Source organism: Catenulispora sp. GP43, from assembly GCF_041260665.1.
Lineage (GTDB): Bacteria > Actinomycetota > Actinomycetes > Streptomycetales > Catenulisporaceae > Catenulispora.
Genome location: NZ_JBGCCT010000020.1, coordinates 195,330 through 211,546, shown reverse-complemented (window position 1 = coordinate 211,546; position 16,217 = coordinate 195,330). Strand labels below are relative to the sequence as shown.

12 protein-coding genes are annotated in these 16,217 nt (G+C 71.3%); 6 read left to right on the top strand and 6 right to left on the bottom strand.

Features of this window, described 5'->3' with window-relative positions:
* Positions 1-11: 11 nt before the first annotated feature.
* The gene (locus ABH926_RS34330; RefSeq protein WP_370370117.1) at positions 12-506 is read right to left on the bottom strand and encodes a hypothetical protein; all 495 of its coding nucleotides are present in this window, start codon (positions 504-506) and stop codon (positions 12-14) included.
* A 241-nt stretch (positions 507-747) separates the two neighbouring features.
* Between ABH926_RS34330 and ABH926_RS34325 the strand changes: the two genes are divergently transcribed.
* The 3 genes from ABH926_RS34325 (at position 748) to ABH926_RS34315 (ending at position 7,350) form a co-directional block, all read left to right on the top strand.
* Positions 748-2,949: a hypothetical protein gene (locus tag ABH926_RS34325; protein ID WP_370370116.1), complete on the top strand. Its 2,202-nt coding sequence runs from the start codon at positions 748-750 to the stop codon at positions 2,947-2,949.
* Positions 2,950-3,131: 182 nt separating this feature from the next.
* Complete coding sequence (locus ABH926_RS34320) at positions 3,132-6,485, top strand: BTAD domain-containing putative transcriptional regulator (RefSeq protein WP_370370115.1); 3,354 nt, start codon at positions 3,132-3,134, stop codon at positions 6,483-6,485.
* A gap of 67 nt (positions 6,486-6,552) precedes the next feature.
* Entirely contained in the window at positions 6,553-7,350 is a 798-nt protein-coding gene (locus ABH926_RS34315; protein WP_370370114.1) for a hypothetical protein, read from the top strand.
* Between the two features lie 58 nt (positions 7,351-7,408).
* On the opposite strand, the gene ABH926_RS34310 is transcribed toward ABH926_RS34315, so the two are convergent.
* Positions 7,409-8,290, bottom strand: a complete 882-nt coding sequence (locus ABH926_RS34310; protein WP_370370113.1) for a TetR/AcrR family transcriptional regulator — start codon at positions 8,288-8,290, stop codon at positions 7,409-7,411.
* Between the two features lie 39 nt (positions 8,291-8,329).
* Here ABH926_RS34310 and ABH926_RS34305 point away from each other — a divergent pair, with 39 nt between their 5' ends.
* Complete coding sequence (locus tag ABH926_RS34305; protein WP_370370112.1) at positions 8,330-9,334, top strand: aldo/keto reductase; 1,005 nt, start codon at positions 8,330-8,332, stop codon at positions 9,332-9,334.
* Positions 9,335-9,363: 29 nt separating this feature from the next.
* The gene (locus ABH926_RS34300) at positions 9,364-9,948 is read left to right on the top strand and encodes a flavodoxin family protein (protein ID WP_370370111.1); all 585 of its coding nucleotides are present in this window, start codon (positions 9,364-9,366) and stop codon (positions 9,946-9,948) included.
* 98 nt (positions 9,949-10,046) lie between these two features.
* Here the strand turns inward: ABH926_RS34300 and ABH926_RS34295 are convergent, their stop codons facing one another.
* From ABH926_RS34295 to ABH926_RS34280, 4 genes are all read right to left on the bottom strand, one after another.
* Entirely contained in the window at positions 10,047-12,176 is a 2,130-nt protein-coding gene (locus ABH926_RS34295; protein ID WP_370370109.1) for a S9 family peptidase, read from the bottom strand.
* A 40-nt stretch (positions 12,177-12,216) separates the two neighbouring features.
* Positions 12,217-12,753, bottom strand: a complete 537-nt coding sequence (gene cysC, locus ABH926_RS34290) for an adenylyl-sulfate kinase (RefSeq protein ID WP_370370108.1) — start codon at positions 12,751-12,753, stop codon at positions 12,217-12,219.
* Between the two features lie 12 nt (positions 12,754-12,765).
* On the bottom strand, positions 12,766-13,356 hold the full coding sequence (locus tag ABH926_RS34285) for a carboxymuconolactone decarboxylase family protein (RefSeq protein ID WP_370370107.1): 591 nt from the start codon (positions 13,354-13,356) through the stop codon (positions 12,766-12,768).
* Between the two features lie 68 nt (positions 13,357-13,424).
* The gene (locus ABH926_RS34280; protein ID WP_370370106.1) at positions 13,425-13,664 is read right to left on the bottom strand and encodes a hypothetical protein; all 240 of its coding nucleotides are present in this window, start codon (positions 13,662-13,664) and stop codon (positions 13,425-13,427) included.
* A 215-nt stretch (positions 13,665-13,879) separates the two neighbouring features.
* Here ABH926_RS34280 and ABH926_RS34275 point away from each other — a divergent pair, with 215 nt between their 5' ends.
* Positions 13,880-16,207: a PAS domain S-box protein gene (locus tag ABH926_RS34275; protein WP_370370105.1), complete on the top strand. Its 2,328-nt coding sequence runs from the start codon at positions 13,880-13,882 to the stop codon at positions 16,205-16,207.
* Positions 16,208-16,217: the final 10 nt, after the last annotated feature.

Sequence of the window (16,217 nt, the reverse complement as noted above, 5' to 3'; positions counted from 1 at the left end):
GGTAGCGACCCTCAGCGGTTGCGAGCCCGGGAGGCGCGGTTGGCGACGAGCCGCTTCAGAATCGGCAACGCGGCCAGAATGGTCCCGCCGATCGCGATGCCTCCGACGCCGACGTCCACCGACACGCGCCCCTGCTTGGCCCAGTACACGTCCTTGAGGTCCAGCAGCAGCGCGAACTCGTCGACGATCAGTGCGAGCCCGGTGCCGTAGCCGAGCGCGACGCCCGGATGCCGGCGGTTCTCCTCCGTGCCGTGCACCGCGACCGCGCCGACTCCGCTCACCATGGCGATCCCCCACAGGTAGTGGTGCAGGTGGGTGCTGCCGGCGGAGACGTTGTGGAACGGGCCCTTCCCGCTGCGGATGCTGTACGTGATCGCCCGCACGGCGGCGAAGGTCGCGGAGAACCCGGTCCAGGACATCAGCGCCGACCGTTCGGCCGGGGTGAGCTCCTCCAGGTAGGCGGCGTGGATCTCCCGGTTCAGACCGGCGAGGCCAGGTGTGTCCATTTGAGCGATCTGCCCCGGAAGGGTGATTTCACACCATTTCCCGTCCGATGGTCACCCGAAGGGCCCGCCGGAGCCGGCCGGTCTTGCCTCTTTCTGCCGCCTGTTCGCGGGTCGACAGCTCAAGGCCAGGTCACAGCACTGCCAGCGCATGCCAGCGGCTCTAGCCTGCTGCCCGGCACTGCTTCCTACCTTTGTCGTGTTCCAGGCGCGGAACCTTCGCGCACGACACAGGGAGGGAACTTTGTCCAGGAAACGCCACACGGTCGCGGCCGCACTGGCCGCGATAGCCGTGGTGCTCGCCGCCGGGCTCGCCAGCACGGCGCCGGCCGATGCCGCCTCCGGCAGCACAACCGCGACCAGAACCACCCCGACCAAGCCCAAGGGCCCCAGCGATGCGACCACCATGGCCGCGCGCTCCACGGCCAAAGCCGCTGCGCAGAACGTCTGCGCCACTCCCAAGCCCGGGGCCGCGGCGTGCCTCGCGCAGCGGCGCACCGACCTCAAACCGCTGGCGCGCGGAGCGGTCGCGCCCTTCAACACGCCCTGGGGCTACGGCTACTTCCCCTCCGACCTGCAAAGCGCCTACCGCGTCGGGGCCGGTGCCAACGGTCCGCAGGTCACGGTGGCCATCGTCGACGCCTACGACGATCCCGCCATCGTCGCCGACGACGCGGCCTACCGGGCCCAGTTCGGCCTGGCCGCCTGCAACGCCACGACGCTGTCCGGCTGCGTGACCAAGGTCAACGAGCTCGGCGCCCCCGGACCGCTGCCCGCCCCGGCCACCGGGGCGAACGCGGGATGGGCCACCGAGGAGGCGCTGGACGTGGACATGGTGTCCGCGCTGTGCCAGCAGTGCCACATCATGCTGGTCGAGGCGAACTCCGCGGGCTACGGCGATCTCGGAGCCGGTGTGAACTCGGCGGCCGCCGAGGGCGTCAAGTACATCTCCAACAGCTACGGCGGGGCCGAGTTCAGCGGGGAGACTGCGCTCGACACCGCCTACTACAACCACCCCGGCGTCGTGGTCACCGCCTCGGCCGGCGACAGCGGCTACGGCGTCATGTACCCGGCGGCCTCCCCCGACGTGACCGCCGTCGGCGGCACCTCCCTGTACAGCAGCGGCAACGCCCGCGGCTGGACCGAGAACGCCTGGTCCGGCACCGGCTCCGGCTGCTCGGCCTACGAGGCGAAGCCCGTGTGGCAGTCGGACACCGGCTGCTCCCGGCGCACCGTGGCCGACGTGTCGGCGGACGCCGACCCGAACACCGGCGTCGCCGTCTACGACAGCTACAACGCGGGCGGCTGGGAACAGGTCGGCGGCACCAGCGAGTCCTCGCCGATCATCGCCGCGGTCTACGCCCAGGCGAACACCATCACCGCCGGCGGGAATCCGGCGTCGTATCCGTACGCGCACATCGGCGAGCTCAACGACGTCACCAGCGGCAGCAACGGCAGCTGCAGCCCGTCCTACTTCTGCTCCGCGCAGACCGGCTACGACGGTCCCACCGGCAACGGCACTCCGGTGGGGACGGCCGGGTTCGTGCCGGACACGGTGTTCTCGAACCCGAACCTGGTGCTCGGCGCCAGGAGCACCGACGGCAACATGTACGCCTCGCAGGGCGCGCTGAGCGGTGTGCCGTGGGACCTCGAGATATCCGGTGTGGGGCACCTGGCCGAGGCCAGCGACTCCACGAACGGACCGCTGCTCGTCACGACCAGCGGCAACGCCGAGGTGTACGCGAAGGAAGGCGGCCTGGGCGCCGGATGGGTCGACGAGGGAGGCCCGGCGACGCAGGTCGCGGCCGCGAGCGACCCGACGAACGGTCCGCTGCTGGCGTACATCGGCTTCGGCGGGGAGCTGTACGCGAAGGAGGGCAGCCTGTCCGCCGGGTGGGTGGACGAGGCCGGTGACGTCGCCCAGGTCGCCGTCGCCAGCGACCCGGCGCACGGTCCGCTGCTGGTGATCGTGCAGTCCAACGGCAACGTCTGGGCCAAGGAGGGCGGCCTTTCGACCAACTGGGTCGGCGAAGCGGGGGACATGACCCGCGTGGCAGCGGCCAGCGACGCCGCGAACGGCCCGCTGATCACGGCCCTGAGCTCGACCGGCGAGGTCTGGTCCAAGGCGGGCGGCCTGTCCACGAACTGGGTCGACGAGGCCGGCGGCATGACGCAGATCGCGGTCGCCAGCGACCCGCTCGACGGCCCGCTGATCACCGCGATCCGCGGCGACGGCGAAGTCCTGGCGAAGGAGGGCGGGCTGTCGACGAACTGGGTCGACGAGCACGCCCAGGCCGCCACGATCGCGGTCGGCAGCGATCCCGGCAACGGTCCGCTGATCTTCGCCCTGACCAGCGGCGGCGCGGCCTCGGTGAAGGCCGGCGCGTTGTGGACCGCTTGGGTGCCGGTGGGCCAGAACGTCCTCGACATCACCGCCGCAGGGTGACCGGGAGCTGACGAACGGGGGGCTGACGAACGGGGGCGGCCGCGCGTGGGATGCCACGCGCGGCCGCCGCGGCTGTCGCCGGTTCTTACCGTCCGATTACCGGCGCCTTACAAGGCACTCCGGCGGTGCGCCAATCCTCCCGAGGATCCACGACACGGATCCCAGGGGGCGAAGTCACCACCATGGTCAGCAACGCGCACACCGTCCGGGACGGCGACAGTCCGCTGCGCCGTGCCCGCGAGGCGGCGGGCATCAGCCAGAAGGAGCTCGCGGGGCGCGCCGGGATGAGTGTCCGAGCGCTGCGTTACCTCGAGGACGGGCAGGTCGCCAGGCCCCGGGCGGCGTCGATCCACCGGCTGGCGCGGGCCTTGGACATGGCGGCCGAGGAGCTTGCCGAGCGACTTGCCGGGCCTGCCGGGCCTGCCGGGGTTCGCCTGCGATCCGGCGAGAGCCGCCGGGGTCCGGGGCCTGGTTCCGCTTCTACTTCTGGTTCTAGTTCTACCTCCGGTTCTAGTTCTAGTTCTAGTTCTAGTTCAGGCTCGGGGTCGGGTTCGGGTCCGACCGGCCGGGTCCGGTTTCGGGTGCTCGGCCGGTTCGCGATCCTCCGCGGTGATGGCGTCGTCGAAATCGGTTCGCCCTTGCAGCAGGCGGTGCTGAGCCTGCTCGCGGTCCAGCACGGGCGGGTCGTCACCGTGCCCGAACTCGTGGACGCCTTGTGGCGCGAGGATCCTCCTCGGACCTGCCGGGAACTCGTCCACACCTACGTCGCCCACGTACGCCGGGTCCTCGAACCGGGAGCGCGGGTGGGCGAGCGCAGCCGGCTGCTGCGCAGCGCCGCCGGCGGATACCTGCTCACCGTGGAGCCGGAGCAGCTCGATCTGGCCGCCTTCGACCGGCTGGCCGAGCAGGGCCGGCGCGCGTGGGAGCGGGGCGCGGCGGCCTCGGCGTGCCAGTTGTTCAGCGAGGCGTGGGCGTGCTGGCACGGGTCCCGGGTGCTGGAGGGTGACGCGCGCCTCGGCGGGCATCCGGCCGTCGTCGCGGTGCAGGCGCACCGGACCTCCCTGGTCCTGGACTGGTCGGACGCGGCGTTCTCGGTGGGGCGCTACGCCCAGGTCGCCGAGCCGCTGCGGGCCGTGCACGGCGCCGAGCCGCTGCACGAGGGGGTGGCCGCGCGGTTGATGCTGGCCCTGGCGGGCACCGGGCGGCAGGCCGCGGCGCTGGCCCTGTTCGAGGAAGTCCGTGTTCTGTTGGACACCGAGCTAGGGGTGTCGCCGGGGGTCGAACTGCGGGCCTCGCAGCTCAGGATCCTGCGTGACCGGCTGCCGGGCCGGGTGGAACGGCCGGTCCTGGCCGTCCCGACTCCGGCCCAGCTCCCCGCCGAGCCGTTCGAGTTCGTTGGACGCCAAGAGCAGCTGGACCTGCTGGACGCGGCGATGGCCCGGCACCGGTCGGGCGGACCCGCGGCGGGCCTGATCGTCCTGACCGGGATGGGCGGCCTCGGCAAGACCGTGCTGGCACTGCGGTGGGCGCACCGCGTGCTCGACTTGTTCCCCGACGGGCAGCTCTACGTCGATCTGCGCGGCCACAGCGGCACCGACCCGGTCCGGCCGCACGCCGCACTGACCGGGTTCCTGACCGCGCTCGGCGTGCCGCCGGCCCAGGTGCCCGAGGACGTGGCCCAGGCCGCCGCCCTGTATCGCAGCCTTCTGACGGGGAAGCGGGTCCTGGTCCTGCTGGACAACGCCGGGCGGGCCGACCAGGTCCGTCCGCTGCTGCCCGCCGGCGGTTCGCTCGTGCTCGTCACCTCGCGGCATCGGATGACCGGGCTGGTCGCCCGCGACGGGGCACAGGTGGTCTCGCTGGACGCGCTGTCGTCCCCGGAGGCTCTGGAACTGCTGGAGGACATGGTCGGCCCACGGCGGACCGCGCAGGAACCCGAGGCCGCCAGGGAGCTGATCCAGCTGTGCGCGCGGCTGCCGTTGGCCCTGAGCATCGCCGCGGCGAACCTGGCCGCCCGGCCGCAGCTGAGCCTGGCCGGCTATGCGACCGCGATGAAGATGGACAACCGGCTCGACGCACTGGAGAGCGCCGACGATCCCGACGGCGCGGTGCGGGCCGCGTTCGCCCTGTCGGTCGACGCCCTGCCGCCGCCGGAGGCCCGGATGTTCCGCCTGCTGGGCGCCGTCCCCGGCTTCGACGTGGCGGTCGGGACGGCGGCGGCGGTCGCGGGCATCAGCCGCCCCCGCGCGGCTCAGGCCCTCAACCGGCTGGCCGACCGGCACCTGCTGCAGGAACACGGCGCGGACCGCTTCGCCATGCACGATCTCGTCCGGCTGTTCGCCTCGGAGCTGGCGGACGGCGACGCCGAGGGCGCCGAGGCCACGGCGCGGCTGGCAGAACACCATCTGGCACATCTGGAGTCGGTCGCGGGCATCCTCTACCCGCACCTGCTCCACCTGCCGGCCCACGGAGGCCGCACCCGCCTGCCCGCCGACGACGTGCCCGCCTTCGCCGATCCGGCCGCCGCGCTGGCCTGGATCGACGCCGAGCGGGCCAACCTCGTCGCGCTGATCCCGCACCTGGCCGGCCAGGGACACCTCGCGCCCGCGTGGGAGATGGCCGACCTGATGAGCGGGTACTTCATGATGCGCTCGGGGACGGCCGACTGGGCCGCGGTGGCGCAGGCGGCGCGGGGCGCGGCACGTCGCGGCGACGATCCCCGGGCCGTGGCCGCCGCGGAACTGTCCACGGCGATGGTGGATCTGTCGCAGGGACGCCATGCTTCGGCGGTACGGCGTTTCGGCCGTACGACGGCGCTGGCCGAGCGGGCCGGATGGACCGAGTGTCAGGCGGTCGCCCTGAACAACCTCGGCAGCGCGTTGTGGACCGCGGGGCGCGCGGACGAAGCGGTGAGCGCCCTCGACCAAGCCCTCCAGCTGCACCGGGCCTGCGGTCGGGCGGCCGGCGAGGCGGTGAGTCTGGCGAACCTCGGCACGGCCCACATCGATCGCGGCGCCCTGATGGACTCGGCCGAGCCCGACGACGCCCGAGAAGAGCGGCTGGCCGCCGCACGAGCCCTTCTCACGGAGGCGCTGACGATGCACCGGCGGATCGGCGACCGCCGCAACGAGGCCGACACGCTGACCCGGCTCGCCCAGGCCCACCGCGACGCCGGGGATCTCGGCACGGCGTTGGAGCTGGCACGGGAGGCCATGGAGGCGGCGCGTTCCGCGGAGGACCTGCGCTTCGAGGCGACGGCCGAAGGCATGGTGGCCACGGTGTCCTCACGCCTGGGCGACGAACGGTCCGCTCTGGAGCACATCGCCCGGGCGAACGCGTTGGTGGACTCGGTCGACCACCCGACACTGGCCGCGCGGATTTACCTCATGGGTGCGGACACCTGCGTCGCGCTGGGCCGGTACGAAGACGCCGCGCTGTACGTTGAGGACGCGCGGCGCGTGGCGCGGCTGGTCGCCTCGCCAGTCCTGGAGCGCCAATGCCTGATGTGGACGGATCTCATTCAGCGGACAATCTGAACGTTTGCTTCAAGAAACTCGGGGCATACGGCGCTCGCTCACCCCTGGGCAATGTCGGCGAGGACGTATGAACGCACTGATCAGACAGTCAGCCCTGAACGATCCGCACAACGTGGTCCGCGTCACAGTAGTCGGGACGCCAGTCGGCACACCAGTCATGCCGGCGGCGGGTACCGCGCGTGCTGCGGTGGTCATCGTCGGAGGCCACGAGGGTGGCGCCGACGTGGAGGTGGAGCCGTCGGCCGAGCGTGGGGCGCTGTTCCGCGCGGCGTCGGCACGCCGGGAATTGGGCGAGGTTGTCCGGGAGGCATTGGAGACCACCGATCTGCCGGTGTGCGTGGTGCCGATGACGCTGGGACGTGATCCGAGGCTGGTCGCGGACGCCGCCCGGACGCTGATGTCGGTGCCGGTCGGCGCGGCCGCCGGCCGGATCGTGCTGGCCGAACCGTTCGGCACCGCGACCCTGCTGACCGGCTGGCTCCGAGTGGCGGTGGCCCAGGCCGCCGGCTCGCCCCGCGCGACCGACCTCGCGGCGTTGGTGATCGCGAACGCCGCCAACCGGTTCGACGACGCGGAGCTCTTCCGGATCGCCCATCTGGTCAGGACCCAGGGAGGCCTGCCGTGGGTGGAAGTCGCCTTGCGCGGCGGCGACCCCGGCCTCGCCGAGGGCATCGCCCGCTGCGAAATGCTCGGCGCGCGCCGGATCGCCTTGATCCCCGCGGACTTCGGTTCCGCGACCGGCACCGGGCCCGGGGTCATCGACGGCGCACCGCTCCTGTCCCCCGCGGCCGTGTCCGGCGTACTCGCCACGCGTACCTCGGCGGCACTGCTCAAGCTCAGCCGGGGTGACGACGGAATCGGCTGACATTCCTGCGACATCGCAGGCCGCATCCCAGGACGCATCGCAGGCGCCGCTGCTGCGGCTATCGAGATGCCGAGTTGCCGCCGCCGCTGCTGCTGCCGGGGCCGCCGCCGCTGTTGCCGCCTGTGCCATTGCCGTCGCCGTTGCCGATGGATCGGTGCGCCCCGTCGAGTCGCGCGAGCCATTCCCGCAACAGGCCGGCTTCGGAGACGCTGAAGCCCGCCTCAGTCACGGGGTCGGCGTCGCCGGCGGGGGCGATGATCCCCAGTAGCGACTGCGCGCGGTCGGCGATCGGGGACCGGTCGGCGGCGCGCGATGCCCGCTGCTCCGTCACGGCGTCGAGCACGATGTCCCGCAGCGGCCTGATCACCTCGGCGTCGCGCGCGTGTTCGGGCTGGGCCAGCAGCAGAAGGACCGCGCCTGTCGTGGAGGCCTCGATGGCCACAGTGGCCGCGTCGACGGATACCCGCAGCAGGCCCTGCTGGTTGGCGCGTTCGAGCATGGCGCGCAGGATGGCGCGGTTCTCCGCGGCTGCCGCGGGCTGGCGGTCCGGTCGGGCGTTGCCGTACATCAGCGTGTAGACGGCCGGATTGGCCAGTCCGAACTCGACGTGCAGGTCCCAGCCTCGGCGCAGGTCCTCGACCGGGTCCTCGCCGGGCTCGAACGCGCGCTTGTCGGCCAGGTAGCTCTCGAAGCCGAAGCTGGCCACGGCGTCGAGGAGTCCGTCCTTGTCCGTGAACAGCCGGTACAGAGCCGGTGTCTGGACTCCAGCCGCCGCCGCGACGGCCCGGGTGGAGAGCCCGGACGGCCCGGCTTCGGCGAGCAGTTTCACCGCCGCGCCCAGGATCTGCTCGCGCTGGTCGTCCGCCCCTGGCCGTCGCTCGTCCGCTTTCACGTGACGATGATAGCGCGAAACTGTTGACGTTGACACTGACGCTGTCATCACTTTAGCGTTACCAACGTCAACAACGAAGGAGCACACGTGACAGACAGCAGGCTGGAGCACGTCCGGCTCGGCCGTCGGGGTCCGACGGTGGGAGCACAGGGCCTCGGCTGCATGGGGATGAGCGAGTTCTACGGCGACACCGACACCTCGGCCGCCCACGCCACACTGGAAGCGGCCCTCGAACGGGGCGTGACGCTGTTCGACACCGCCGACATGTACGGCCGGGGCGAGAACGAACGCTTCCTCGCCCCGTTCGTGCGGGCACACCGCGAGCGGGTCGTCATCGCCACCAAGTTCGGCAGCGTCCGCGGCGCCGGCGGCTCGATGTCGGTCAGCAACGATCCCGGCTACATCCGGCAAGCCGTCGACGGCAGCCTGTCCCGGCTCGGACTCGACGAGATCGACCTCTACTACATGCACCGCCGCGACCCGCGAATACCGCTGGCCGAATCGGTCGGGGCGATGGCCGAACTGGTCACCCAAGGCAAAGTGCGGCACCTGGGCCTGAGCGAGGTCACCGGCGACGAGCTCCGCGAAGCCGACGCCGTGCACCCCATCGCCGCCGTCCAGTCGGAATGGTCGCTGTTCACGCGTGACATCGAGGGCACGCTGGTGCCGACCGCCGCTGAACTGGGCGTCGGCGTGGTGCCCTACTCCCCACTGGGGCGGGGATTCCTGACCGGGGCGATGCCCGCCCAACTGCGAAGCGATGACGTCCGCTCGGTGTTCCCCCGGTTCACCGGCGAGAACGCCCAGCGCAACGCCGAACTGCTGGCACCGGTGGCCGGGATCGCCGAGGCCCGAGGGGCGTCGATGGCCCAGATCGCCCTGGCCTGGCTGCATCAGCAGGCCGTCGTACGGAACCTGACAGTGGTGCCGATCCCCGGCACCCGCGACCCGGCGCGGCTGGCGGAGAACCTGGCCGCCCTCGAGATCTCCCTCACCGACGACGAACTGGCCCGTCTGGACCCGATCGCCGCGCAGGTGGCCGGCGACCGCTACCCGGACATGACCGAGACCGCGGACTCCCGCGAGTCCTGAGCAAGCCCCCCACAACGAAAGGACCTGACATGACGACCATTCACGTCGCCATCGCCTACTACTCCGGCTACGGACACACCCTGGAGCTCGCCAAGGCCGTCCGCGACGGTGTCGAATCGGTACCCGGAGCCCGCGCCGACCTGGTCGACGTGGCCGACATGACCGACGCGAAGTGGGACGTCCTCGACGCCGCCGACGCGATCATCTTCGGGACACCGACCTACATGGGATCGGCGTCCGGGGCCTTCCACGCCTTCGCCGAAGCCACCTCCAAGCGCTGGATGGACCAGCGCTGGCTGGACAAACTCGCCTCCGGGTTCACCAACTCCGGATCGATGAGCGGCGACAAACTGCACACGCTGCAGTACCTCGCCCTGCTGGCCGCCCAACACGGCATGCACTGGGTCAGCCTGGGCCTCATGCCCGGCTGGAACACCACCACCAGCAGCGAACACGACGACAACCGGCTCGGGTTCTACCTCGGCGCGGGCGCCCAGACCTGGAACGACCAGGGCCCGGACGCCGTCCACGCCGCCGACATGACCACGGCGAGCCACCTCGGCACGCGAGTCGCGACCCAAGCGCTGCGCTACCGGCATCCGGTCGCGTCCTAGCACGACCATGGCCTAGGCCGGCAAGGGCTTCCGGCGATCGGTAGGAGCGTGGATGACGGCCGCCGGGCCGACTGTCATCCACGCTCCAGAGGCTGCCCTCAGCCCGCCGCCGGCCCCGCCGCCTTGCCGATGATCCAGGCCAGTTTGAACGCCTCCTCCTGCCAGGCGCTGTAGCGCCCGGAGCGTCCGCCGTGCCCGGCCTCCATCTCGGTCTTGAGCAGGAAGTCCTGCTCGCCGCCGGCTTCGGCGCGCAGCCGCGCGATCCACTTGGCCGGCTCGTGGAAGCCGACGCGGGTGTCGTTGAGGCTGGTGATGGCCAGGATCGAGGGGTACTGCGCCTCCGCGATGTTCTCGTAGGGGCTGTAGCCCTTCATGTAGGCGTAGACCTCGGGGTCCTCCACCGGGTTGCCCCACTCCTCCCACTCCATGACGGTCAGCGGCAGGTCCGGGTCCAGGATCGTGTTCAGCGCGTCCACGAACGGGACCCCGGCGACGATGGCGCGGAAGTCGTCCGGCGCGAGGTTGGCGACGGCGCCCATCAGCAGGCCGCCGGCGCTCGCGCCGCGGGCGACGAGGCGGTCCTTGGTGGTCCAGCCGGCGGCGACCAGGTGGCGGGCGGCGGCGATGAAGTCGGTGAAGGTGTTGCGCTTGTGGAGGAGCTTGCCGTCCTCGTACCACTGGCGGCCCATCTCGCCGCCGCCGCGGATGTGGGCGATCGCGTAGACGAAGCCGCGGTCGAGCAGGCTCAGGCGCGGGATGGCGAAGTACGGGTCGATGGAGGTCTCGTACGAGCCGTATCCGTACAGCACGCAGGGATTCGAGCCGTCCGCCTCGACACCCTTCTTGTGCACCAGCGTCACCGGGACGCGCGCCCCGTCGTCCGCCGTGGCCCAGACGCGTTCCTGCACGTAGTCGTCGGGGTCGTAGCCGCCGAGCACCGGCTTGCGCTTGAGCAGCGTCAGCTCGCCGGTCGCGACGTCGTAGTCGTAGACGCTCTGCGGGGTGACCATCGAGGTGTAGCCCAGACGGTAGCGGGTGGTGTCGTACTCGTCGTTCTCGTCCGGGCCGACCGAATGGACCTGCTCGGGGAACTCGATCGGCGTGCCCTGCGCGGCCGGCGTTCCGGTGGCGGCGTCGACGGGATGGACGGCGAGCCCGGTGAGCCCCTCGCGGCGGTAGCCGACGACGAGGTGGCCGGCGAAGGCCTCGACGGAGTTCAGACGGACGCCCTGCCGGTGCGCGACGAGCGGGGTCCACGCCGCGTGCTCGCCGAGGGCGGCAGCCGGCATCGAGGCGATTTCGAAGTCCACCTTGCCGTCCGCGTTGTGCAGGACGAGGAGCAGGTCGCGCGCCGGGTCGCCGGGATGGGCCCAGTGCTCCACCGAGTACTCGACGCCGTTGCGGCGCGGCGCGACGATCTGAAAGGACCCGGCCGGGTCGTCGGCGTCCAGCAGCCGCACGTCGCTGGTGATCTCCGACCGGCTGGTGATCTGCAGGAACCGCTCGCTGCGGGTGAGCAGGACGTCGACGTAGAAGCGCTCGTCGTCCTCCTGCAGGACGATCACGTCCTGCGCGGCCGGCGTCCCGAGCACGTGCCGGTGTACGCGGTAGGCGCGGAAGGAGTCGTTGATCGTGGTGTAGAAGAGCGTGGAGGCGTCGCGCGACCAGGCGATCGAGACATAGGTGTTCTCGACCTCGTCGGCCAGGTCCTCGCCGGTGGACAGATCGCGCACCTTCAGCGTGTAGCGCTCGTCGCCGGCGAAGTCGAAGGAGTACGCCAGGAACCTGCCGTCCGGGGAGATGTCGAATCCGCCGAGGGAGAAGAAGTCGTGCCCCTCGGCGAGCACGTTGCCGTCGAGCAGGACGTGCTCGCCGGGCAGCGCGGAGCCGTCCTCGGGGAGGCTGGGCGGCGTCGGACCGTCGGCGGCGACCCGGCAGTGGATCGAGTACTGCAGCCCCTCGACGCTGCGGGAGTAGTACCACCAGTCGCCCTTGCGGGTGGGGACGGACAAGTCCGTCTCCTTCGTCCGGGACTTGATCTCCTGGAAGATCGTCTCGCGGAGCTCCGCCTGATCGGCGGTCCCGGCCTCGGTGAAGGCGTTCTCGTCCTTGAGGTAGGCCAGCACCTCGTCGTCTTCCCGGTCGATCAGCCAGGCGTAGGGATCGTTGACGACATCGCCGTGGCGGGAACGCTCATGGTCACGGCGGGCAGCTACTGGCGGTTTCATATGAGAAGTCTAGGTGGCGGTGAGCTGGCCGGGCCGTCATTTACAGTCCGTGCTTGCCCAGCAGCGTCATCACTTCCGTCACGGAGTCCTCAACGCTCTGATGCTGGGTCTCGACGACCAGATCCGGGCGCTCCGGCGGCTCATAGGGGTCGTCGACCCCGGTCAACCCGACGAGCTCACCGGCCTCGCTGCGCGCGTAAAGGCCCTTCACATCCCGCTTCCTGCACACGGCCAGCGGGGTGGCGACATACACCTCAAGGAAGGTGAGCCCGCAGGACTCGTGCCGGAGGCGCACCGCGTCGCGCGCGGCCGAGTAGGGCGCGATGACGGGGACGAGGGTGAGGACCCCGTTGCGGGACAGGAGCTCCGCCACCAGCCCGATGCGCTCGACGTTGGTGTCCCGGTCGGCGCGGCTGAATCCGAGCCCGGAGGAGAGCACCCGGCGCATCTCGTCCCCGTCCAGGACCTCCACCCGGCGCCCCTCGGCGCGCAGTCGCTCGGCCACGGCGTCGGCGATCGTGCTCTTGCCCGCGCTCGGGAGTCCGGTCAGCCACACGGTGCCCCCGGTGACGTGCATGGCGGACAACACCTACGGCGCCGGGACCTCGAACAGGGTGAGCATGGTGCACACCGTGTGGTAGACGCCCATCACGGCGGCGATGTCGAACAGGCCCTTCGCCCCGAACGCCGACTCGGCCTCCTGATACAGCTCCTCGTCGATGTGGCGGCGCGTCGCCATAGCCAGGGTGAGCCGCGCGGCGAGCTTCTCGTGCTCGCCCAGGCCCTCCGGGATGTCCCCGCCGGCCAGGGCCACGACGTGGTCGTCGGCCAGTCCGGCGGTCCGGGCGACGATCTTGTGCGCGTACAGCTCGTAGTCCGCGGCGTAGACGAAACCCAGGACGATGATCACCACTTCGCGCACGCTCGGCGACAGGCCGGTGTTCGCCGACTCGGCGGCCTGGAACTCCAGCAGCTTCGCGGTCACCTCGGGATGCAGCAGCAGCGCGTTGAACGGGCCGATCAGCCGGCCGTCCTCGGTCGTGGACCGGATGCCCAGCTTGTCGGTGAACGCCACCCACGTGCCGATCAGCTGGTCGTAGAGCTCGCGCTGGGCCGGGGCGAGCGCCGCCGGGTCGGCCAGCGGCAGCCGTCCGCCGAGCGGGCGGGTGGACTCGGTCATCGCGGCGGCCCCCAAGTGCTCGGAACTTCCCGACCCCGGCGGGTCAGGATCTTGACCAACGATACGGCCTACGGTTGCCGGGGCCGGACCCGGACCATGGAGTGCGCGACCAGGTCGACGGTGTCCGTGGCGTCGGTGCCGGCTCTGCCGACGACGATCCGGGCCCGCTTGCCGTTCCTCGCCGCCATCACGTCGGCGTCGGCCAGCACCGGCCGCCAGGCACCGCGGCACAGCAGGTCCATGCCGGCGGTGACCTGCTCAGCGCGCACGGATCCGTGTTCCAAGGCCATCGCGTGGTCCTCCTCCACACCAAGAATTGAACACTCGTCTCCTGACATACGAGGCTGCGGCTCCCCCGGATTGGTGCGAAAGATCGAGGGATGTCCCTTAAGAGTTCTCACGAAGGCCCCGTCCGAGCTGATTGGCCGGAACGCGCACCGTAACCGGTCGAACACGGTAGCGTTGCGATGCGGCGATCGCCACCTGCCATTCCAAGGAGATATAGGGCTTTTTGAGGAGTTCCATGAATGCAGTCCCCGCGGAGGCCGAATTACCTCAGGCGCGCCCGGATCGCAGCAGTCGTTGTACCTGTGGTGCCACTGATGTCACCCACGACCACGGGGCCTGGGACGAGAAGCGGTTCCGGGAGCTGCTGGAGTCCGCACCGGACGCCATGGTGATCGTCGACGGCACGGGGCTGATCCAGCTGGTCAACGCCCAGACCGAGCAGCTGTTCGGCTACGCGCGCGCCGAACTGCTGGGGCAGCCGGTGGAGCTGCTGGTCCCCAACCGCTTTCGCGAACGGCACACCGCGCACCGCTCGGACTTCGCCGAAGGTCCCCAGGCACGGCCGATGGGTGCCGGCCTGGACCTGTACGGCCTGCGCAAGAACGGCACCGAGTTCCCGGTGGAGATCTCGCTGTCGCCACTGCAAGCCGACGGCGGCCGCCTGTACTCCGCCGCCGTCCGCGACGTCTCCGACCGCAAAGCCGCCGAGCAGCGGTTCCGGGAGTTGCTGGAGTCCGCGCCGGACGCCATGGTCATCGTCGACGGCATAGGACTGATCCAGCTGGTCAACGCCCAGACCGAGCAGCTGTTCGGGTATGACCGCATCGAACTGCTGGGCCGTCCCGTCGAGGTGCTGGTCCCCGACCGCTTCCGCGAGCGGCACACCGCGCACCGCTCGGGCTTCGCCGAGGGCCCGCAACCGCGGCCGATGGGCGCCGGGCTGGACCTGTACGGGCTTCGCAAGGACGGGACCGAGTTCCCGGTGGAGATCTCGCTGTCGCCACTGCAAGCCGACGGCGGCCGCCTGTACTCCGCCGCCGTCCGCGACGTCTCGGACCGCAAGGCCGCCGAGAAGAAGGTCCACGAGTTGGCCGCCATCGCCTCGTCTTCCCAGGACGCGATCATCACCAAGACACTGGACGGCCGGATCACCTTCTGGAACGACGCCGCCGAACGCCTCTACGGCTACTCCGGTGCCGAGGCGATCGGCCGGCACATCTCGCTGCTCGCCCCGCCCGGGCGCGAGCCGGAGATCGCCGACCTGCTGCGGCGCCTGGCCGCGGGCGAGAAGATCGAGCACTTCGAGGCCATGCGGATGGCCAAGGACGGCCGGATGCTGCACGTGGACACCACGCTGTGGCCGGTCCGCGAGCCGGAGGGGACGATCGTCGGCGCGTCGGCCATCGTGCGGGACGTCTCGGAGATCAAGCGCACCCAGTTGCAGCTCAGGACCCTGTACGAACAGCAGCAGCACATAGCCCTCACCCTGCAGCGCAGTCTGATGGGCACCCCGACGCCGATCCCGGGCCTGGAGACCGCCAGCCGCTACCTGCCGGCCACCGTCGGCGCCGGCGTCGGCGGGGACTGGTTCGACCTGATCCCGCTGACCGACGGCCGGGCCGGGGTGCTCATCGGCGACGTCATGGGCCGCGGCCTGGACGCCGCCGCGGTGATGGGCCAGCTGCGCTCGGCCGCCAACGCCCTGGCCCGCACCGGGATGCCGCCCGGGCAGCTGCTGGGGTACCTGGACGCGGTGGTGGCCGACCTGCCCGACCAGATGGCGACGTGCTGCTACCTGGTCATCGACCCGGACACCGGCCAGACGGTCCTGTCCTCGGCGGGCCACCTGCCGGTCCTGGTCATCGACCCGGACGGAGCCGACGGCTACTGGCTCCCGGCTCCGGTCTCGGTGCCGCTGGGCGTCGGCGACATCACGCACCGCGAGTCGCAGGTCACCATCCCCTCCGGCGCGGTGCTGGCGCTGTACACCGACGGGCTGATCGAGACGCCCCGCAGCGACATCGAGCACCAGATCGGCGCCCTGACCCGCACCCTGGCCGCCTGCGCCGCCGAGGGCCTGCCCCTGGACAAGACCGCCGAGGCCGTCGTCGCCGAACTGCTCGACGACGTCGGCGACCCCGGCGACGACGTCACCCTGGTGCTGATCCGGACCCCGCCGACGCCGACGGCCTCGGCCGCCGTGGACCTGCCCTCGGCCGCCGACGCGGTCCCGGCCGGACGCCGCTACGTCGAGGCCACCCTGCGCTCCTGGAACTGCACGGACCCCGACACCTGCGACGCCACCGTGCTGCTGGCCTCCGAGGTGCTGGCCAACGCGGTCCGGCACGGCCACGGCCCGATCCGGCTGCGCCTCCTGCGCACCCCCGCCCACCTCACCGTGGAGGTCACCGATCACAGCACCCGAAGACCCCGGTGCCTGAACGCCGGGGTCGACGCCGAGTCCGGCCGCGGGCTGAGCCTGGTCGACGCCATCGCCGCGGACTGGGGCGTGCGGCCGACGAACAACGGGAAGACGGTGTGGTTCTCGGTGTCGAGCGCTTGACCGGGCGGCC